Origin of the sequence: Enterobacter sp. KB-280D8, from assembly GCF_041399405.1 — a bacterium.
GTDB lineage: Bacteria > Pseudomonadota > Gammaproteobacteria > Enterobacterales > Enterobacteriaceae > Enterobacter > Enterobacter cloacae_N.
Genome location: NZ_JBGKEC010000014.1, coordinates 1 through 15,432 on the forward strand (window position 1 = coordinate 1; position 15,432 = coordinate 15,432).

A 15,432-nucleotide genomic window follows, 5' to 3' on the forward strand; every position below is an offset into this window, starting at 1 on the left:
GTCGCTGAAAGCTTTAACTCATTCTGAAACAACCTTATTGCTTCTGCTTATAAATTACTGGGGATTCCTCAGCCCACGGGGAGAGGGAGAACGCCTGGCCCGTAGGCCCGGTAAGCGAAGCGCCACCGGGCGGTTGGGCTGCACTGCGGGCTGATGCCTTCTTTACTTCAGAGATCCTTTGAGGAACTGCTGCAACCGCGGGCTTTGCGGGTTCGCCAGCACTTCGTCCGGGTGGCCCTGCTCTTCAATTTTCCCCTGATGCAGGAAAATCACGTGGTTCGAGACGTTACGGGCGAAGCCCATCTCGTGCGTCACCACCACCATCGTTTTGCCCTCTTCGGCCAGCTTCTGCATGATGCGCAACACTTCGCCGACGAGTTCCGGGTCCAGCGCGGAGGTCGGTTCGTCGAACAGCAGCACTTCCGGCTCCATCGCCAGCGCGCGGGCGATAGAGACACGCTGCTGCTGGCCGCCGGAGAGGTGCACCGGGTACTTCATCTGCTGGCGCTCGTCGATACCCACTTTCGCCAGGTATTTCACCGCGCGCTCGCGGGCTTCCTGCTTGCTCAGGCCCAGGACCTGAACCGGTGCTTCCATCACATTCTCCAGCACCGTCATGTGACTCCAGAGGTTGAAGTGCTGGAACACCATCGTCAGGCGCGTGCGCAGCAGGCGCAGCTGATTCTTATCCGCCACCTTCAGCTGGCCGTCTTTGTCACGGACCAGGTTAATAGTCTGCCCGCTCACCACAATCGAACCTTCGCTCGGCTTTTCGAGGAAGTTAATGCAGCGCAGGAAGGTACTTTTACCCGAGCCGGATGAGCCGATGATGCTGATCACATCGCCCGCATTCGCCTGCAGCGACACCCCTTTCAGCACTTCATGTTCGCCGTAGCGTTTGTGCAAATCAATAACGTTTAATTTGTTCTCAGCCATCATCTTTCTCAGTGCGTCGAAGAAGGTTTTATATGCTGCAACCAGCGTTTTTCAGCCTTACGGAACAGGCTAATCAGAACATAAGAGATAATTAAATAGAGCACCGCCGCAATGCCAAACGCGGTAAACGGCTGATAGGTCGCGGAGTTGATATCGCGCGCGATTTTGAGCAGATCCGGCACCGTCGCGGTAAAGGCGAGCGCGGTGGAGTGCAGCATCAAAATCACTTCGTTGCTGTACGCCGGAAGCGCGATACGCAGCGCCGAAGGCAGAATAATACAGCGGTAAAGCTTCACGGAGGAGAAGCCGTACGCGCGCGCCGCCTCGATCTCTCCGTGCGGCACGGAACGAATGGCCCCGGCGAAAATCTCGGTGGTATAGGCGCAGGTGTTGAGCGTTAGCGCCAGCACCGTACAGTTCAGGCCACTGCGGAAGAACGCGTTCAGCATTTCCGTGCCTTTTACGATCTCAAGCGTATACATCCCCGAATAGAACACCAGCAGCTGCACGTACAGCGGCGTGCCGCGAAACACATAGGTAAACAGCCAGATCGGGAACTGGATAAACTTGTTGTTCGACACGCGGCCGATGGCGAGAAACACCGCCAGAATGCCGCCCATCACCACGGAAGAAATCAGCAGCCAGAGCGTAATCGCCACGCCGGTAAAGCGGTAGCCATCCGTCCACAGCAGGGATTTCCAGTATTCCTGAATAATCTCAATCACAGGTCAGCCCTCTTCACACCCACGGAGTAGCGACGTTCGAGCAGAAGCAGCACACCATTGGAGACGGTCGTAAAGACCAGATAGATCACGCCGCAGACCACCGCAAAGTAGAACGGCTCCCAGGTGCTCTTGCCCGCCAGCTGAGTCGCTTTAACAACGTCTTCCAGACCGAGCAGCGAGACCAGCGCCGTCGCTTTGAGGATAACCTGCCAGTTGTTGCCGATGCCCGGCAGCGCATAGCGCATCATGGCCGGGAACATGATCCGGCGAAACGTTTGTGAAGAGGTAAAACCAAATGCGGTTGCCGCTTCAATGTGTCCTCTTGGGACCGCCATGTAAGCGCCACGGAAGGTTTCCGTGAAGTAGGCACCGTAGATAAAACCGAGGGTAATAATACCGGCCACCATCGGGTCGATATCAATTTGTCCCATCCCCATCGCATCCGTCACGCTGTTCAGCGCAATCTGCAGACCGTAAAAGATAAGCAGCATCAGCACCAGATCGGGTACGCCGCGAATGAGTGTGGTATAACCTTCGAAAATGAGCGCCAGCGGTTTGTTAGCCGAAAGCTTCGCCCCTGCGCCCGCCAGACCTATCAGCACCGCCAGCACCACGGAGCTGATAGCCAGCTCAAGGGTGACAAGCGCGCCCTGTAAAATAACGCCAGAAAATCCGTACAGCATACCGCGAGCCCTGTCGTATCGTGAGTGGTAAACCGTGTCTTATCCCCTCCCGCAGCGGGAGGGGCCGCACGTTATTTGACGGAGCGATTAGCCGCCGTACACATTGAAATCGAAGTACTTTTTCGCCAGCTTGTCATAGGTACCGTCAGCGCGCATTTCCGCAAACGCTTTGTTCAGCGCTTCACGCAGCTCGTTGTCTTCTTTGCGCAGGCCCATTCCGGTGCCTACACCAAACAACTTCACATCCTTAATAGACGGGCCGCCGAACTTGTAATCTTTACCCACCGGCGTTTTCAGGAAGCCTTCGCTTGCCGCGACTTCATCCTGGAATGCCGCATCAATACGGCCTGCCGTCAGGTCTGCGTAAATATTTTCCTGGCCCTGATAGGAGACGATTTCAATCCCCTTCGGCGCCCAGTGTTCGTTACCGTAGGTTTCCTGCGTGGTGCCCTGCAGCACGCCCACGCGTTTCCCCTTCAGCGACTCGAGGGTCGGTTGAATGTCTGAAGACTTTGCCACCACCAGACGTGAATCGGCCGCATAGAGCTTGTCGGTGAAGGCAATCTCCTGCTGGCGTTTCTCGGTAATGGAAAGCGAGGACATAATCACGTCGATTTTTTTGGCTTTCAGGGAAGGGATCAGCGCATCCAGCGGGTTTTCTACATAAGTACACTGCGCTTTGATGCGTTTGCACAGCTCATTGGCCAAATCGATGTCAAAACCCACCAGTTCACCCTTTGAATTCTTCGATTCAAACGGCGCATAGGTTGGATCAGTACCAATACGGATTTTCTGCGGAATGGCTGCGAATGCCGCGGTGGCGCTGGAAAAGGCCAGCACGAGGGATAGTGACAACACGAGTTTTTTCATATTTGTCCTCAACAAACTGTCTACATACGGTTTTTTTACGACGACGGGGTGGGGTTAATGTGCCATTAATCCCTGCTGTCAGGCAAAGAATAATGCCTTTCTGGCGGGATTTTTTGCATTATAAATGCTTAAGTATGCACACAGCGACCCAATATGGTGCACAGACTGCACCATATTGAATCATCCTCACCCGTGATGCACCACATCAGTGCATCACCGTGATGCGTTAGTCACCGTAGACGTTGAAGTCGAAGTATTTCTTCGCCAGTTTGTCGTAGGTACCGTCTTTGCGCAGCTCGGCAAACGCTTTGTCAAAGGCGGCTTTAAGCTCTTTATCGTCCTTGCGCAGGCCAATGCCGGTGCCGTCACCAAAGTATTTTTTGTCTTTCACGGACGGGCCCGCAAAGGCGTAGTCTTTACCTGCCGACTGCTTCAGGAACCCTTCGCTCGCGGCGACTTCATCCTGGAACGCGGCATCCAGACGGCCCGCCGCCAGGTCAGAGTAGATCAGATCCTGGTTCTGGTAAGCCACCACGTCGACGCCCTTCTCGCGCCAGTTGGCATTGGCGTAACCTTCTTGGGTCGAGCCCTGGAGTACGCCAACGTGCTTGCCTTTCAGCGAGTCGATGGTCGGTTGAATCGGGGAACCTTTCGCGGCAATCAGACGCGAATCCGCAGCGTAGAGCTTGTCAGAGAACGCGATCTCCTGCTGACGCTTTTCGGTGATGGAGAGAGACGAGATAATGGCGTCGATTTTCTTTGCCTTCAGCGACGGGATTAACGCGTCGAAGTCGCTGCCCACCCATGTGCATTTCACTTCCATACGTTTGCACATTTCATTTCCCAGATCGATGTCAAACCCCACGAAATCGCCCTTCGCATCCTTGGAAGAGAATGGCGCGTAGGTTGCGTCTGTACCGATACGAACCGTCTGTGGAAGCGCTGCGTAGCTACCTGCTGCTGCACTTAACCCCACCAGCAAAGACAGAGCCAGAACCGTCTTCTTCATACATTTACCCTCAAGTACCGTGATTTTATTATGTATTGTGTTGTGTGTTGTGTTGCAGGCTTCTCTTGCAGGTCTTATGCCACATTGCCGTCTGGTCAAAACTTCGACGTTAAATATGTTAATAAAACGTTGCGATATTGCCTTAATGGTGAAAGATAGCAGGTCTGCCGAACGAACCGGAAAGAGAAAAAGGGAAAAAGCGAATTAAATGTCGAGGATATGATCGCCGTTGCATAATTGCCCTGAAACAGGGCAACGTCTCTTTTCATGCACAGCATTTGTGCACAGAATCAGGCTCCCTGCCAGCGGGTGAAGAGATCTTCGGGCAGGTCGATGTCAAACTGATCCAGCACGCGATTGATGGTCTGATTAATCACATCGTCCAGCGACTGTGGTCGGTGATAGAACGCCGGTACCGGCGGCATGATCACCGCGCCCAGCTCGGCGGCCTGAGTCATTAAGCGCAGATGGCCCAGATGCAGCGGCGTTTCCCGCACGCAGAGCACCAACGGGCGACGCTCCTTCAGCACCACGTCCGCCGCGCGCGTCACCAGGGTGTCGGTATAGCTGTTCACAATCCCGGAGAGCGTTTTAATTGAGCAGGGCAGGATAACCATGCCGGCGGTTTTAAACGAGCCTGAGGAGATGCTGGCGGCGATATCGCGGGCATCGTGAACCACGTCTGCCAGTGCCTGGACATCGCGCAGGGAAAGATCCGTTTCAAGGGAGAGGGTTTGTCGCGCCGCCTGGCTCATCACCAGATGCGTTTCCACTTCTGCCACGTTACGCAAAACCTGTAGCAGGCGTACGCCGTAAATCGCGCCGCTGGCACCGCTGATGCCAATAATGAGTCGTTTCATGATTTCGCCCTTGCTGATTTCTGGGCTGACTGTGCAGGATTTTGCGGGGAGTTGCAAGTGAGGGCACGCGCCCTCACCTGCGAAGAGATCAACCTTCGTTGTGCATCTCTAAGCTTTCGAGATCGTTTTGCAGCTGAACGGCTTTCGCATCGTCATTGCGCAGCGAATCAAGATAGTCAAGGTACTGCTGGTCAACGTCTTTCGTCACGTAGACGCCGTTAAACACGGAGCATTCGAACTGCTGAATTTCCGGGTTCTCGGCGCGCACCGCGTCGATGAGATCGTTCAGATCCTGGAAAATCAGGCCGTCGGCACCGATGATCTGGCGAATTTCGTCCACTTCGCGACCGTGAGCAATCAGCTCGTTGGCAGTTGGCATATCGATGCCGTACACGTTCGGGAAGCGAATTTCCGGCGCGGCAGATGCCAGGTAGACTTTCTTCGCACCCGCTTCGCGCGCCATCTCGATAATCTGCTCAGAGGTGGTGCCGCGAACGATGGAGTCATCCACCAGCAGAACGTTCTTGTCGCGGAATTCCGCGCGGTTGGCGTTCAGCTTACGGCGCACGGACTTACGGCGCAGATGCTGGCCCGGCATGATAAAGGTGCGGCCAACGTAGCGGTTCTTCACGAAGCCCTGACGGTATGGCTTTTCCAGAATACGGGCAATTTCCAGGGCGATATCGCAGGAGGTTTCCGGGATAGGAATAACCACGTCGATGTCGAGATCGTCCCACTCGCGGGCAATCTTCTCGCCGAGCTTCGTGCCCATGTTCACGCGCGCACTGTATACGGAGATTTTGTCGATGAACGAATCCGGACGGGCGAAGTAGACGTATTCAAACAGGCACGGGTTGCTGACCGGGTTGTCAGCACACTGGCGGGTAAACAGCTGGCCCTTCTCAGTGATATAGACCGCTTCGCCCGGCGCAACGTCGCGCAGGAATTCGAAGCCCAGGGTATCCAGCGCCACGCTCTCAGAGGCAACCATATATTCGGTACGGCCATCGCCAAGGTCGCGCTTACCCAGCACCAGCGGACGAATGCCGTTTGGATCGCGGAAGGCAACCATACCGTGACCGATGATCATCGCCACGCAGGCGTACGCACCGCGGATCTGGCGGTTGGTCGCAGCAATGGCAGCGAAGATATTGTCTGCTTCCAGCGGGTAATGACGGAAGTTATCCAGCTCGCTGGCGAACACATTGAGCAGGATTTCTGAATCAGAGGTGGTGTTAATGTGGCGACGTTTCTCTTCGAACAGCTTCTTACGCAGCTCATGGGCGTTGGTCAGGTTGCCGTTATGGGCAAGCGTGATGCCATACGGTGAGTTGACGTAGAAAGGCTGTGCCTCAGAGGCGCTGGAACTGCCAGCAGTAGGATAACGAACGTGACCGATCCCCATATTACCTTGCAGACGCTGCATATGGCGGGCTTCAAACACATCGTTTACCAGGCCATTCGCCTTACGTAAACGGAAGCAGTTGTTTGCATCAATGGTGATGATACCCGCAGCATCCTGCCCACGGTGCTGAAGCACCGTTAACGCGTCATAAATCGACTGGTTTACCGGCATGAAACCGGCGATACCGACAATACCGCACATTCGTCTTTTCCTCGTTAAGCCACATCTCAGGGTTTATGCCCTGGGCAAAAAACTCGACGAGCTTTGCAGATAGTCAAAGAACCATCTGATGATGAAGCTGAACTCCGGAATGAGCTGCGATTTCTGCCAGTCTTCACTTTTGGAGAACCCGGTGAAGGTATCCAGGAAGAACAGGATCGCGGCCACAATCAGCACGCCTCGCAACGCCCCGAAACAGATCCCGAGTACCCTGTCCGTTCCTGACAGACCGGTTTTCTCGACCAGCTGACCTATCACATAATTTACGATAGCGCCGACAATCAGCGTCGCAATAAACAGCACCGCGATGGCGATTCCATTTCGGACCAGTTCATCTTCAAAGCCCGTGAACCAGACAGACAGGTAAGTGTAGTAATGACTGGCGACAAAGAAAGCACAGCCCCATGTCACCAGCGATAACGCTTCACGAACAAAGCCACGGATCAGGCTAACCAGACAGGAAAAACCAATCACCGCAATGATGGCGTAATCAATCCAGACCATATGTGTCCCACGATTAAACGCCCTGTCATCCAGTTCGGGGCGAATTCTAACAGAAAAAGAAAACGTTTGCGTAGGGATTTCCTTCCCGCGCGTAAATAAAAAAGGCGCTGAAAAAATGTTCAACGCCCCTCACCCTAACCCTCTCCCCAAAGGGGAGAGGGGACGGTACGATGCAGTATGATACAAACGCGCTCAATGCGACTTTCACCCTCTCCCCTTTGGGGAGAGGGCCGGGGTGAGGGATAGATCTTATCAGTTCGCGCTGTAGCTCATCACCACACCGCTCAGCCCGGAGATCTGCTTCAGCTCGCCGAGCGACCCCTTCAGCTTGTCTTTCGACGCTTCCGGCCCCACGAGAATACGGGTAATTTTACCCTGCACCGGCGTGGAAGGTGAAGTGTAAACGCGATATCCCGCGCTGCGCAGTTTACCGACAACCTCGTTGACTTTATCGGCGTTTTTCAGCGCCCCCAGCTGCACAACGTAGGCTTTGCCGGTCGGGGCCGCGTCTTGCTTCGCCGGCGGTGGGGTTTCAGACGCAGCAGCCAGCTGCTCTGCCGCTTTATCCCGCTGTGGCTGTTGCTGTGGCTTCGGCTGCGGTTTCTCTACCGGCTTCGGTTTTTCAACAGGCTTAGGCTTCTCTACCGGTACCGGATCGATCTCGATGTTGTTATTCGCCGCCAGACGCGACGGATCGAGTGACGGTGCAGCGGCATCGCCCGCGCGAACTTCTTCCGCCGCCCCTTCAGGCGGCTGAGCAGGCAGCGCCTGCGTCGCCGCAGGCAGCATATCCGGCTCATCGCGGTCGCCCGGCTTCGGCACCAGCGGAATGGCTGCAAACTCGTCCTGATAATGTTTTTTCTGCCCGTCGAGCAGCCCGGGAAGAATAATTACCCCGAGCGCGACCAGCACAATGGTTCCTGTTAAACGGTTCTGAAACTTACTCGCCACCGGTTCTCCCCGCGTCCATCACTTCCATGACATGTGCCACCGTGTGGAAAGAGCCACACACCAGCACGGTATCTTCTGGTTTAGCCTCCGCCATCGCGGCATGCCAGGCCTGCGCCACGCTACTGTAGATTGCGCCTTTGCCGAGATGTTCCATCAGCTGCTCAGCGGTCGCGCCGCGCGGCCCCTCCAGAGGAGCACAATACCAGCTATCGACCACACTCTCCATGCAGGCCAGCGTCCCGCCGATATCTTTATCATGAAGCATACCGATAACCGCCAGCACGCGCCCGGTTTTTGGTAACGATTTGAGACGTCCTGCGAGATACGCCGCCGCATGCGGGTTGTGCGCCACGTCCAGGATCAGACGCGGTGACTCGCTGACGATCTGGAAACGCCCCGGCAGAATTGCGCTCTGAATACCGTCGCGGATAGCCTGCTCGCTGACAGCTAATCCGCTGGCGCGCAGTGCCGCCAGCGCGGTTGCCGCGTTAGGCTGTGGTACCTGCGGCAGCGGCAGGTTGTCCAGCGCACCCTGTGCATCGCTGAAGCGCCAGCCGTTGTCCTGTACCTCATACTGCCAGTCAACGCCGCGGCGCAGGAGCCGTGCGCCCTTCTCGTTTGCTACATCAGCGATGGTGTGCGGCATGTCCGGCTCGCCGACCACGGCGGGCTTATTTGCGCGGAAAATACCGGCCTTTTCGCGGCCAATACTTTCACGGTCCGGGCCCAGCCAGTCAGTGTGATCCAGCGCGATGCTGGTGACCACCGCCACGTCCGCATCCACCATATTGGTGGCATCCAGACGCCCGCCCAGGCCAACTTCCAGAATTACCACGTCCAGCTGCGCCTGTTTAAACAGCCACAGCGCCGACAGGGTACCGTATTCGAAATAGGTTAATGAGGTTTCCCCGCGCGCAGCTTCGATAGCCGCGAACGACGCCGTATGGGCAGATTCCGCCAGCTCGCTGTTTTGCACGCGTACGCGCTCGGTATAGCGCACCAGGTGCGGAGAGCTGTAAACGCCAACCTTGTAACCGGCTGCCATCAGGATAGCTTCCAGCGTGCGGCAGGTGGTGCCTTTACCGTTAGTTCCGGCGACGGTAAACACGAAAGGCGCCGGTTTCAGCACGTCGAGACGCGCGGCAACCTGACTTACGCGATCAAGCCCCATATCGATGGTTTTACTGTGCAGGTTTTCCAGATAAGAAAGCCACGCGGCCAGGGGCGACGTGGCTTGGGGAATGCTTTTATTTTCCATAATGCCCGGTTGTCATTAACAGGTTATAAAGCAAAAGGGCAGCGCCATCTGGCCCTGCCCTTTTCAGTTATCAGGCCTCGGGTTCCTGATCCGGTACCACCACGCCTTCGCGCGGCTCATCCGGGTTCGGCGCTGGCAGATTCATCAGCTTCGCCAGAATGCTGGCCAGTTTCAGGCGCATTTCAGGGCGGCGGACGATCATGTCGATAGCGCCTTTCTCAATGAGGAACTCACTGCGCTGGAAGCCAGGCGGCAGCTTTTCACGAACGGTCTGCTCGATGACGCGAGGACCGGCAAATCCGATCAGTGCTTTTGGCTCAGCGATGTTCAGGTCGCCCAGCATCGCGAAGCTTGCAGAGACGCCCCCCATGGTTGGGTCAGTCAGCACGGAGATGTACGGCAGACCGCGCTCCTGCATTTTCGCCAGCGCTGCAGAGGTTTTCGCCATCTGCATCAAGGACATCAGCGCTTCCTGCATACGTGCACCGCCAGAGGCAGAGAAGCAGATCAGCGGACAGTTGTCTTCCAGCGCCTGCTCAACGGCACGCACAAAGCGCGCGCCCACCACGGAGCCCATAGAGCCGCCCATAAAGGAGAACTCAAACGCAGCGGCAACAACCGGCATCTCATGCAGGGTGCCTTTCATGACGATCAGCGCGTCTTTCTCGCCGGTCTCTTTCTGTGCAGAGGCCAGACGATCTTTGTATTTTTTGGAATCGCGGAACTTGAGCACATCTTTTGGCTCCAGTTCACTGCCCAGTTCTACCAGAGAACCTTCGTCCAGCAGGCTATGCAGGCGGTTGCGCGCCGACATACGCATATGGTGGTCGCACTTCGGACACACCTCAAGATTGCGCTCCAGTTCTGCACGATACAGAACCTGGCCGCAGCTATCACACTTCGTCCATACCCCTTCAGGAATGCTCGCTTTGCGCGTCGGGGTAATGTTGCTTTTAATTCGTTCAATCCAGCTCATTGATAACCTTTCTGCCTGAACCTGGTCGTATGCCAGTTTTGCTATAAGAGGCGAATAATGCCATTTTTGCCTCCAACAGACCATGAATGTTGCACATTAAAACATAACAGCCCGAAACTTTGGATAAAAAAGTGGTCGAACCGCCAGTGTGCATTTACTTCGCTTGTTTTGCCGCCGCACGTTTGTGACGAATGATTTCGATAACGCCCGGCAGAACGGAAAGCACAATAATCGCTACAATCAGTAACTTAAGGTTTTCCTGAACCACCGGCAAATCGCCAAACAGGTACCCTGCATAGGTAAACAGTAGCACCCACAGCAGCGCGCCTGCGACGTTATACATTGCAAAATGACGATAGGACATATGCCCCATTCCCGCCACAAACGGTGCAAATGTGCGCACAATAGGCACAAAACGCGCAAGGATAATGGTTTTTCCACCATGACGTTCATAGAAGGCATGGGTCTTGTCTAAATAGCTGCGGCGGAAAATTTTCGAATCAGGATTGCTGAACAAGCGCTCACCGAACACCCTGCCAATCGTATAGTTGACAGCATCCCCGACAATCGCGGCGATCACCATCAATACCACCATCAGATGCACGTTCAAATCATTGGTGGGCAACGCCGATAACGCGCCGGCTACAAACAGCAGCGAGTCGCCAGGCAGGAACGGCGTAACGACCAGCCCGGTTTCACAGAACAGAATGAGGAACAGAATGGCGTAAACCCAGACGCCGTACTGCGCCACCAGCTCCGCCAGGTGAACATCAATATGCAGAATGAAATCAATCAGAAAACGTATTACGTCCATATTGTCTAAGCCTTAATTGCACCTTTGTTTAGTCCGCTAAAAACAGCGGGCCCATTGGCGGTTTTGGCAGGTCAAACCGATCCGGATAGTCTACAGAGACCAGATACAGTCCTTCCGCTTTCGCCGTGGCTGCCGCAAGCGTTCTGTCCTTCGCTGCCAGCAGGTCTGCAATCCAGCTCTCCGGCTGGTGTCCGGCACCCACTTCCATCAGGCTGCCTACAATATTCCGCACCATATGATGTACAAAGGCATTGGCTTTGATATCCACCACCACATACGCGCCAAAACGACTGACGTTAATGTGCATGACGTTACGCCACGGCGTGCGGGACTGACACTGCACCGCACGAAACGACGTAAAGTCATTTTCACCAATCAGACACTGCGCCGCGCGATGCATGCGTTCTGCATCGAGCGGTTCATAAAAATGCGTCACGCCCTGGCTTAACACCGCCGGGCGCAGACGCTGGTTGTAAATGACATAACGATAGCGACGCGCCGTCGCGCTGAAGCGCGCGTGAAAATCATCCGGCACAGCTTTCACCCAACGCACCGCGATGTCACCAGGCAAATTCGCATTTACACCCAGCGTCCAGGCAGCATCCTTACGCACGGCGGTGGTTTCAAAGTGCACCACCTGCCCCGTGCCGTGAACACCCGCGTCCGTACGTCCCGCGCACAGGACGTTTATCGGCTCGTTTGCCACCTGAGAGAGCGCTTTCTCCAGCTTTTCCTGGACGCTGCGTACCTCATTCTGACGCTGCCAGCCATAGTATTTACTGCCGTCGTACTCAATACCGAGGGCAATTTTATGAACCGGCTTTTGTTCCACGTCTGACATCAGTACAGATACTCCTGCACCAGCTTCTCGGCGATCTTGACCGCCATCAGCGCGCCGCCGAAGCGAACGTTGTCCGCAACGGACCAGAACTGAACCTGCTCCGGCATACCGTAGTCGTTACGCACGCAGCCAACGGAGAGATGCGCGCTGCCGGTAGCGTCGCCCACCTGCGTCGGGAACTCGCTCTCTTCGGAAAGGACAATGTCTTCACCGCGGCCAAACGCATCGCGCGCTTCTTCTGCCGCGAGCGGGCGCAGCGCTTCAAAACCGACCATCTGCGCGTGGCCGTAGAAGACCGGCGACTGCACGACGCTGGCGGAAATCATCAGCCCCTCGTCCTGCAGAATCTTGCGCGCTTCGTCGACGAGACGGCGCTCTTCGCGCACGGAACCTTCACGATCCGGCAGCAGCGGCAGCATGTTGAATGCCAGCTGGCGACCGAAGAAATCGTCTTCGTCAATCGGGATGCCGTTCAGCAGCTTCGCGCTTTGCCCTGCCAGCGCGTCGACGGCCTTTTTGCCATTTGCCGAGGCGGACAGCAGGCTGGTCACGGTGATACGCGACAGGCCGCCGTCGTCAATCAGCGGCTTCAGCGCGGTCAGCAGCTGGCTGGTCAGACTGTTCGGGACCGCGATGATATTGCGGTTACGGTAGTCAGCCAGCACAAAGGGGTTGACGTCCGGGACCACCAGCGGCACGTCCGGCACCAGGGAGAAGAGACCGCTCAGGTCGATCGCCAGACAGCCCGAATTGGTCGCATCTTCGATGTAAGACGCCGTCGCCTCAGCCCCCGCGGCAAAAAACGCCAGCTGCGCCTGAGTCCAGTCAAACTCTGCCGCGTCCTGAACCATGACGGATTTACCGCCAAAACGCAGATGCTCGCCCGCGCTGTCGGTGCGCGCCAGAGCATAAATTTCTCCCACCGGGAACTGACGCTCAGCAAGGGTTTCGAGCAGGGCTTCACCCACGGCACCCGTGGCACCTAAAATGGCAATGTTCCAGCCTTCAGACATGGTGGTTTACTCCAGAAATAAAAAAGCGTCCCTGTCGGCGTATCCGACAGGGAGCATTAAGAAGACATTAATGCGCCGGGTGATGAACGGCGTTAAAACCCAGTTTCTTGAGCAGCGCCGCAGCCGTTGCGTCGTCGCACATCACATACAGGGAAGACCACTCGCGGCGCTCAACGTAGTTCTTGCGCAGCTTGTCAAATTCACCCGGGATCCCCGCCACCTTACGCAGCAGCGCGTCATCGCGGCGCACATCATACACTAAATGCACCAGCCTTTTCAGCGTTGCCTGATCGAGGGGACCGTGCAGCGTAATGCGGCCAAATTCAGGCGCGGGGAGTAAGGTATCCAGCGCTACCTGCTGCGGATGACCAATAAAGGCGCTATAGGCTTCAAACACCTGCGTCGTGCCGCGCGCTTTGCCTTCAAGCGTATATCCCGCGATATGCGCAGTGGCTACGTCAACCTTATTCAGCAGTTCAACGTTGAGATCCGGCTCCGGCTCCCAGACGTCCAGCACCACGCTGAGGTCTTGCCCTTCATCCAGACATTTCAGCAGCGCGGCATTATCCACCACCGGGCCACGGCAGGCATTTATCAGAATTGTGCCAGCCTTCAGGCGACGAATCAGCGCCTCGTCCGCCAGGTGCAGGGACTTATACGGTCCCTCTTTAAACAGCGGCGTGTGGAACGTCAGCACATCGCACTGCTCTACCAGCTCATCCAGCGCGCGGAAATCCTCGTCGTCGCCGTTGTCTTTACGCGGCGGATCGCACAGCAGCGTGCGGATCCCTAACGCTTCAAGGCGCTTTTGCAGGCGCCCGCCGACGTTACCCACGCCGACAATCCCCACGGTGCGGTCTTTCAACGCAAAACCGTCGCGCTCGGCGAGCATCAGCAGCGAGGAGAAAACGTATTCCACGACGGCAATGGCGTTACAGCCCGGCGCAGCGGAAAAACCGATTCCCGCCTGCTTCAACCATCGATCGTCCACATGATCGGTCCCTGCCGTTGCGGTTCCGACAAACTTGATCGCTTTACCGGCAAGCAACGCCTCATTTACTTTGGTCACCGAGCGCACCATCAGCGCGTCTGCGTCATCCAGTTCGTTGACCGGGATTGGGCGACCGGGGACAGCCTTAACGTCGCCGAGACGGCTAAACAGCTCGCGGGCGTAAGGCATATTTTCATCAACGAGGATTTTCACGTCTGAGTACCTGTTTGAGAGGAAGAAAACCTGCCAAGTGTGCCATAATCTGGCCGCCAGGCATATACGTATACCTGGTTTACGCTGAGTTTTGACTTTAAGGATTTTTGACGATGCAGCCCATTTCAGGTACGCCGCCACGCCCTCCGGGTGAAGGCCCTGTCACGCCAAACGTTGCCGGTGAACAGCCGCTATCCACGCAACAGCGCACCGTGCTGGAGCGACTGATCACGCGCCTGATTGCGCTGACTTCACAACAAAATGCGGAAGTCTGGGCCGGGGTAAAGCATGACTTAGGCGTGAGGAACGACGCACCGCTGCAGTCGCGTCATTTCCCTGCCGCTGAGCAAAATCTCAACCAGCGTATTACGACCGCGCAGCAAAACCACACCACGCGTCAGATTGTCACACAGCTGACCGAGCTGCTGGGCCAGGGAAATAATCGTCAGGCTGTCAGTGACTTTATCCGTCAGCAGTATGGCCAGACCGCCCTGAGCCAGCTTACGCCAGACCAGCTTAAAACCGTGCTGACGCTGTTGCAGAACAATCAGTTGTCTATTCCGCAGCCTCAGGTGCGCCCGTCAACCGAGCGCCCGCTGCAGCCTGCCGAGCACAACACGCTGAACCAGATGGTAACCAAACTGGCCGCCGCTACCGGCGAGTCGACGAAGCTTATCTGGCAATCCATGCTTGAACTGTCCGGCGTGAAGGCGGGTGAGCTGATACCGGCCAGGCAGTTTACCCATCTGGTGACCTGGCTTCAGGCGCGCCAGACGCTCAGTACCCAGAGTGCCCCAACCCTGCATACCGTTCAGGCGGCGCTTAAACAGCCGCTGGAGCCGCACGAGTTCGAAGTGATTCGGGATTACGCCCAGCAGAACTGGCAGGCAACGCCGCAAACGGTGCTGACCACCGCGCAGGTGCAGGATCTGCTCAATCAAATCTTCGTTCGCCGCGCCGAGCGGGAAGGCGGCGTGCCGGAGGTAAGAAACGTTCAGCCGATCTACAGCCCGCTGTTTGCCCCCGTTGTGGAGACGTTCAGAACGCTCTCTGCCCGTCCGGGATTAATGTTTATTGCGTTATTGATTGCGCTGGCGATTTTCTGGCTGGTTGCCTGAGGATTTGCCCGGTGGCGCTACGCTTACCGGGCCTACAACGGCTCGA

General features: G+C 56.3%; 16 protein-coding genes. 1 reads left to right on the forward strand and 15 read right to left on the reverse strand.

The window, feature by feature from the left end; genetic code table 11:
- Positions 1 to 162 precede the first annotated feature (162 nt).
- The 15 genes from hisP to pdxB all read right to left on the reverse strand — a co-directional run bounded on the left by hisP (position 163) and on the right by pdxB (position 14,268).
- The gene (gene hisP, locus AB8818_RS21295) at positions 163 to 936 is read right to left on the reverse strand and encodes a histidine ABC transporter ATP-binding protein HisP (protein ID WP_116338533.1); all 774 of its coding nucleotides are present in this window, start codon (positions 934 to 936) and stop codon (positions 163 to 165) included.
- Positions 937 to 944: 8 nt separating this feature from the next.
- A complete protein-coding gene (locus AB8818_RS21300) occupies positions 945 to 1,661 on the reverse strand; it encodes an ABC transporter permease (protein ID WP_028013953.1) in 717 nt (238 codons plus the stop codon).
- Positions 1,658 to 2,344 carry a histidine ABC transporter permease HisQ gene (locus AB8818_RS21305; RefSeq protein ID WP_048961437.1) on the reverse strand — a complete coding sequence of 229 codons (687 nt, stop codon included), beginning with the start codon at positions 2,342 to 2,344 and terminating at the stop codon, positions 1,658 to 1,660. The genes AB8818_RS21300 and AB8818_RS21305 overlap by 4 nt, the downstream gene beginning before the upstream one ends.
- An 87-nt stretch (positions 2,345 to 2,431) precedes the next feature.
- Positions 2,432 to 3,214: a histidine ABC transporter substrate-binding protein HisJ gene (gene hisJ, locus AB8818_RS21310; RefSeq protein ID WP_008502592.1), complete on the reverse strand. Its 783-nt coding sequence runs from the start codon at positions 3,212 to 3,214 to the stop codon at positions 2,432 to 2,434.
- A gap of 226 nt (positions 3,215 to 3,440) precedes the next feature.
- Positions 3,441 to 4,223 carry a lysine/arginine/ornithine ABC transporter substrate-binding protein ArgT gene (gene argT / locus AB8818_RS21315; protein ID WP_116338531.1) on the reverse strand — a complete coding sequence of 261 codons (783 nt, stop codon included), beginning with the start codon at positions 4,221 to 4,223 and terminating at the stop codon, positions 3,441 to 3,443.
- Between the two features lie 290 nt (positions 4,224 to 4,513).
- Entirely contained in the window at positions 4,514 to 5,083 is a 570-nt protein-coding gene (locus AB8818_RS21320) for a UbiX family flavin prenyltransferase (protein WP_116338529.1), read from the reverse strand.
- An 88-nt stretch (positions 5,084 to 5,171) separates the two neighbouring features.
- Positions 5,172 to 6,689 (reverse strand): amidophosphoribosyltransferase, encoded by a 1,518-nt coding sequence (gene purF, locus AB8818_RS21325; RefSeq protein WP_116338528.1) that lies wholly within the window; start codon positions 6,687 to 6,689, stop codon positions 5,172 to 5,174.
- A 33-nt stretch (positions 6,690 to 6,722) separates the two neighbouring features.
- Entirely contained in the window at positions 6,723 to 7,211 is a 489-nt protein-coding gene (gene cvpA, locus AB8818_RS21330) for a colicin V production protein (protein ID WP_000262116.1), read from the reverse strand.
- A 252-nt stretch (positions 7,212 to 7,463) separates the two neighbouring features.
- On the reverse strand, positions 7,464 to 8,162 hold the full coding sequence (gene dedD / locus AB8818_RS21335; RefSeq protein WP_163330278.1) for a cell division protein DedD: 699 nt from the start codon (positions 8,160 to 8,162) through the stop codon (positions 7,464 to 7,466).
- A complete protein-coding gene (folC, locus tag AB8818_RS21340; RefSeq protein ID WP_192983215.1) occupies positions 8,152 to 9,420 on the reverse strand; it encodes a bifunctional tetrahydrofolate synthase/dihydrofolate synthase in 1,269 nt (422 codons plus the stop codon). Before folC ends, dedD begins: the two co-directional genes overlap by 11 nt.
- 70 nt (positions 9,421 to 9,490) lie before the next feature.
- Positions 9,491 to 10,396 (reverse strand): acetyl-CoA carboxylase, carboxyltransferase subunit beta, encoded by a 906-nt coding sequence (accD, locus tag AB8818_RS21345; RefSeq protein WP_003861408.1) that lies wholly within the window; start codon positions 10,394 to 10,396, stop codon positions 9,491 to 9,493.
- 154 nt (positions 10,397 to 10,550) lie between these two features.
- On the reverse strand, positions 10,551 to 11,210 hold the full coding sequence (locus AB8818_RS21350) for a DedA family protein (RefSeq protein ID WP_116338522.1): 660 nt from the start codon (positions 11,208 to 11,210) through the stop codon (positions 10,551 to 10,553).
- 28 nt (positions 11,211 to 11,238) lie between these two features.
- Positions 11,239 to 12,051: a tRNA pseudouridine(38-40) synthase TruA gene (gene truA / locus AB8818_RS21355; protein WP_008502600.1), complete on the reverse strand. Its 813-nt coding sequence runs from the start codon at positions 12,049 to 12,051 to the stop codon at positions 11,239 to 11,241.
- Entirely contained in the window at positions 12,051 to 13,064 is a 1,014-nt protein-coding gene (locus tag AB8818_RS21360; protein WP_192983217.1) for an aspartate-semialdehyde dehydrogenase, read from the reverse strand. The genes truA and AB8818_RS21360 overlap by 1 nt, the downstream gene beginning before the upstream one ends.
- A 67-nt stretch (positions 13,065 to 13,131) precedes the next feature.
- Positions 13,132 to 14,268, reverse strand: coding sequence for a 4-phosphoerythronate dehydrogenase PdxB (gene pdxB / locus AB8818_RS21365; protein WP_192983218.1), 1,137 nt, complete (start codon positions 14,266 to 14,268; stop codon positions 13,132 to 13,134).
- A 113-nt stretch (positions 14,269 to 14,381) separates the two neighbouring features.
- Here pdxB and flk point away from each other — a divergent pair, with 113 nt between their 5' ends.
- Complete coding sequence (flk, locus tag AB8818_RS21370) at positions 14,382 to 15,386, forward strand: flagella biosynthesis regulator Flk (RefSeq protein ID WP_116338516.1); 1,005 nt, start codon at positions 14,382 to 14,384, stop codon at positions 15,384 to 15,386.
- Positions 15,387 to 15,432: the final 46 nt, after the last annotated feature.

Coding starts and splice junctions, on each gene's coding strand:
- hisP (WP_116338533.1), bottom strand. CDS start 936: ATGGCTGAGAACAAATTAAACGTTATTGATTTGCACAAACGCTACGGC.
- AB8818_RS21305 (WP_048961437.1), bottom strand. CDS start 2,344: ATGCTGTACGGATTTTCTGGCGTTATTTTACAGGGCGCGCTTGTCACC.
- hisJ (WP_008502592.1), bottom strand. CDS start 3,214: ATGAAAAAACTCGTGTTGTCACTATCCCTCGTGCTGGCCTTTTCCAGC.
- argT (WP_116338531.1), bottom strand. CDS start 4,223: ATGAAGAAGACGGTTCTGGCTCTGTCTTTGCTGGTGGGGTTAAGTGCA.
- AB8818_RS21320 (WP_116338529.1), bottom strand. CDS start 5,083: ATGAAACGACTCATTATTGGCATCAGCGGTGCCAGCGGCGCGATTTAC.
- purF (WP_116338528.1), bottom strand. CDS start 6,689: ATGTGCGGTATTGTCGGTATCGCCGGTTTCATGCCGGTAAACCAGTCG.
- cvpA (WP_000262116.1), bottom strand. CDS start 7,211: ATGGTCTGGATTGATTACGCCATCATTGCGGTGATTGGTTTTTCCTGT.
- folC (WP_192983215.1), bottom strand. CDS start 9,420: ATGGAAAATAAAAGCATTCCCCAAGCCACGTCGCCCCTGGCCGCGTGG.
- accD (WP_003861408.1), bottom strand. CDS start 10,396: ATGAGCTGGATTGAACGAATTAAAAGCAACATTACCCCGACGCGCAAA.
- AB8818_RS21350 (WP_116338522.1), bottom strand. CDS start 11,210: ATGGACGTAATACGTTTTCTGATTGATTTCATTCTGCATATTGATGTT.
- truA (WP_008502600.1), bottom strand. CDS start 12,051: ATGTCAGACGTGGAACAAAAGCCGGTTCATAAAATTGCCCTCGGTATT.
- AB8818_RS21360 (WP_192983217.1), bottom strand. CDS start 13,064: ATGTCTGAAGGCTGGAACATTGCCATTTTAGGTGCCACGGGTGCCGTG.
- flk (WP_116338516.1), top strand. CDS start 14,382: ATGCAGCCCATTTCAGGTACGCCGCCACGCCCTCCGGGTGAAGGCCCT.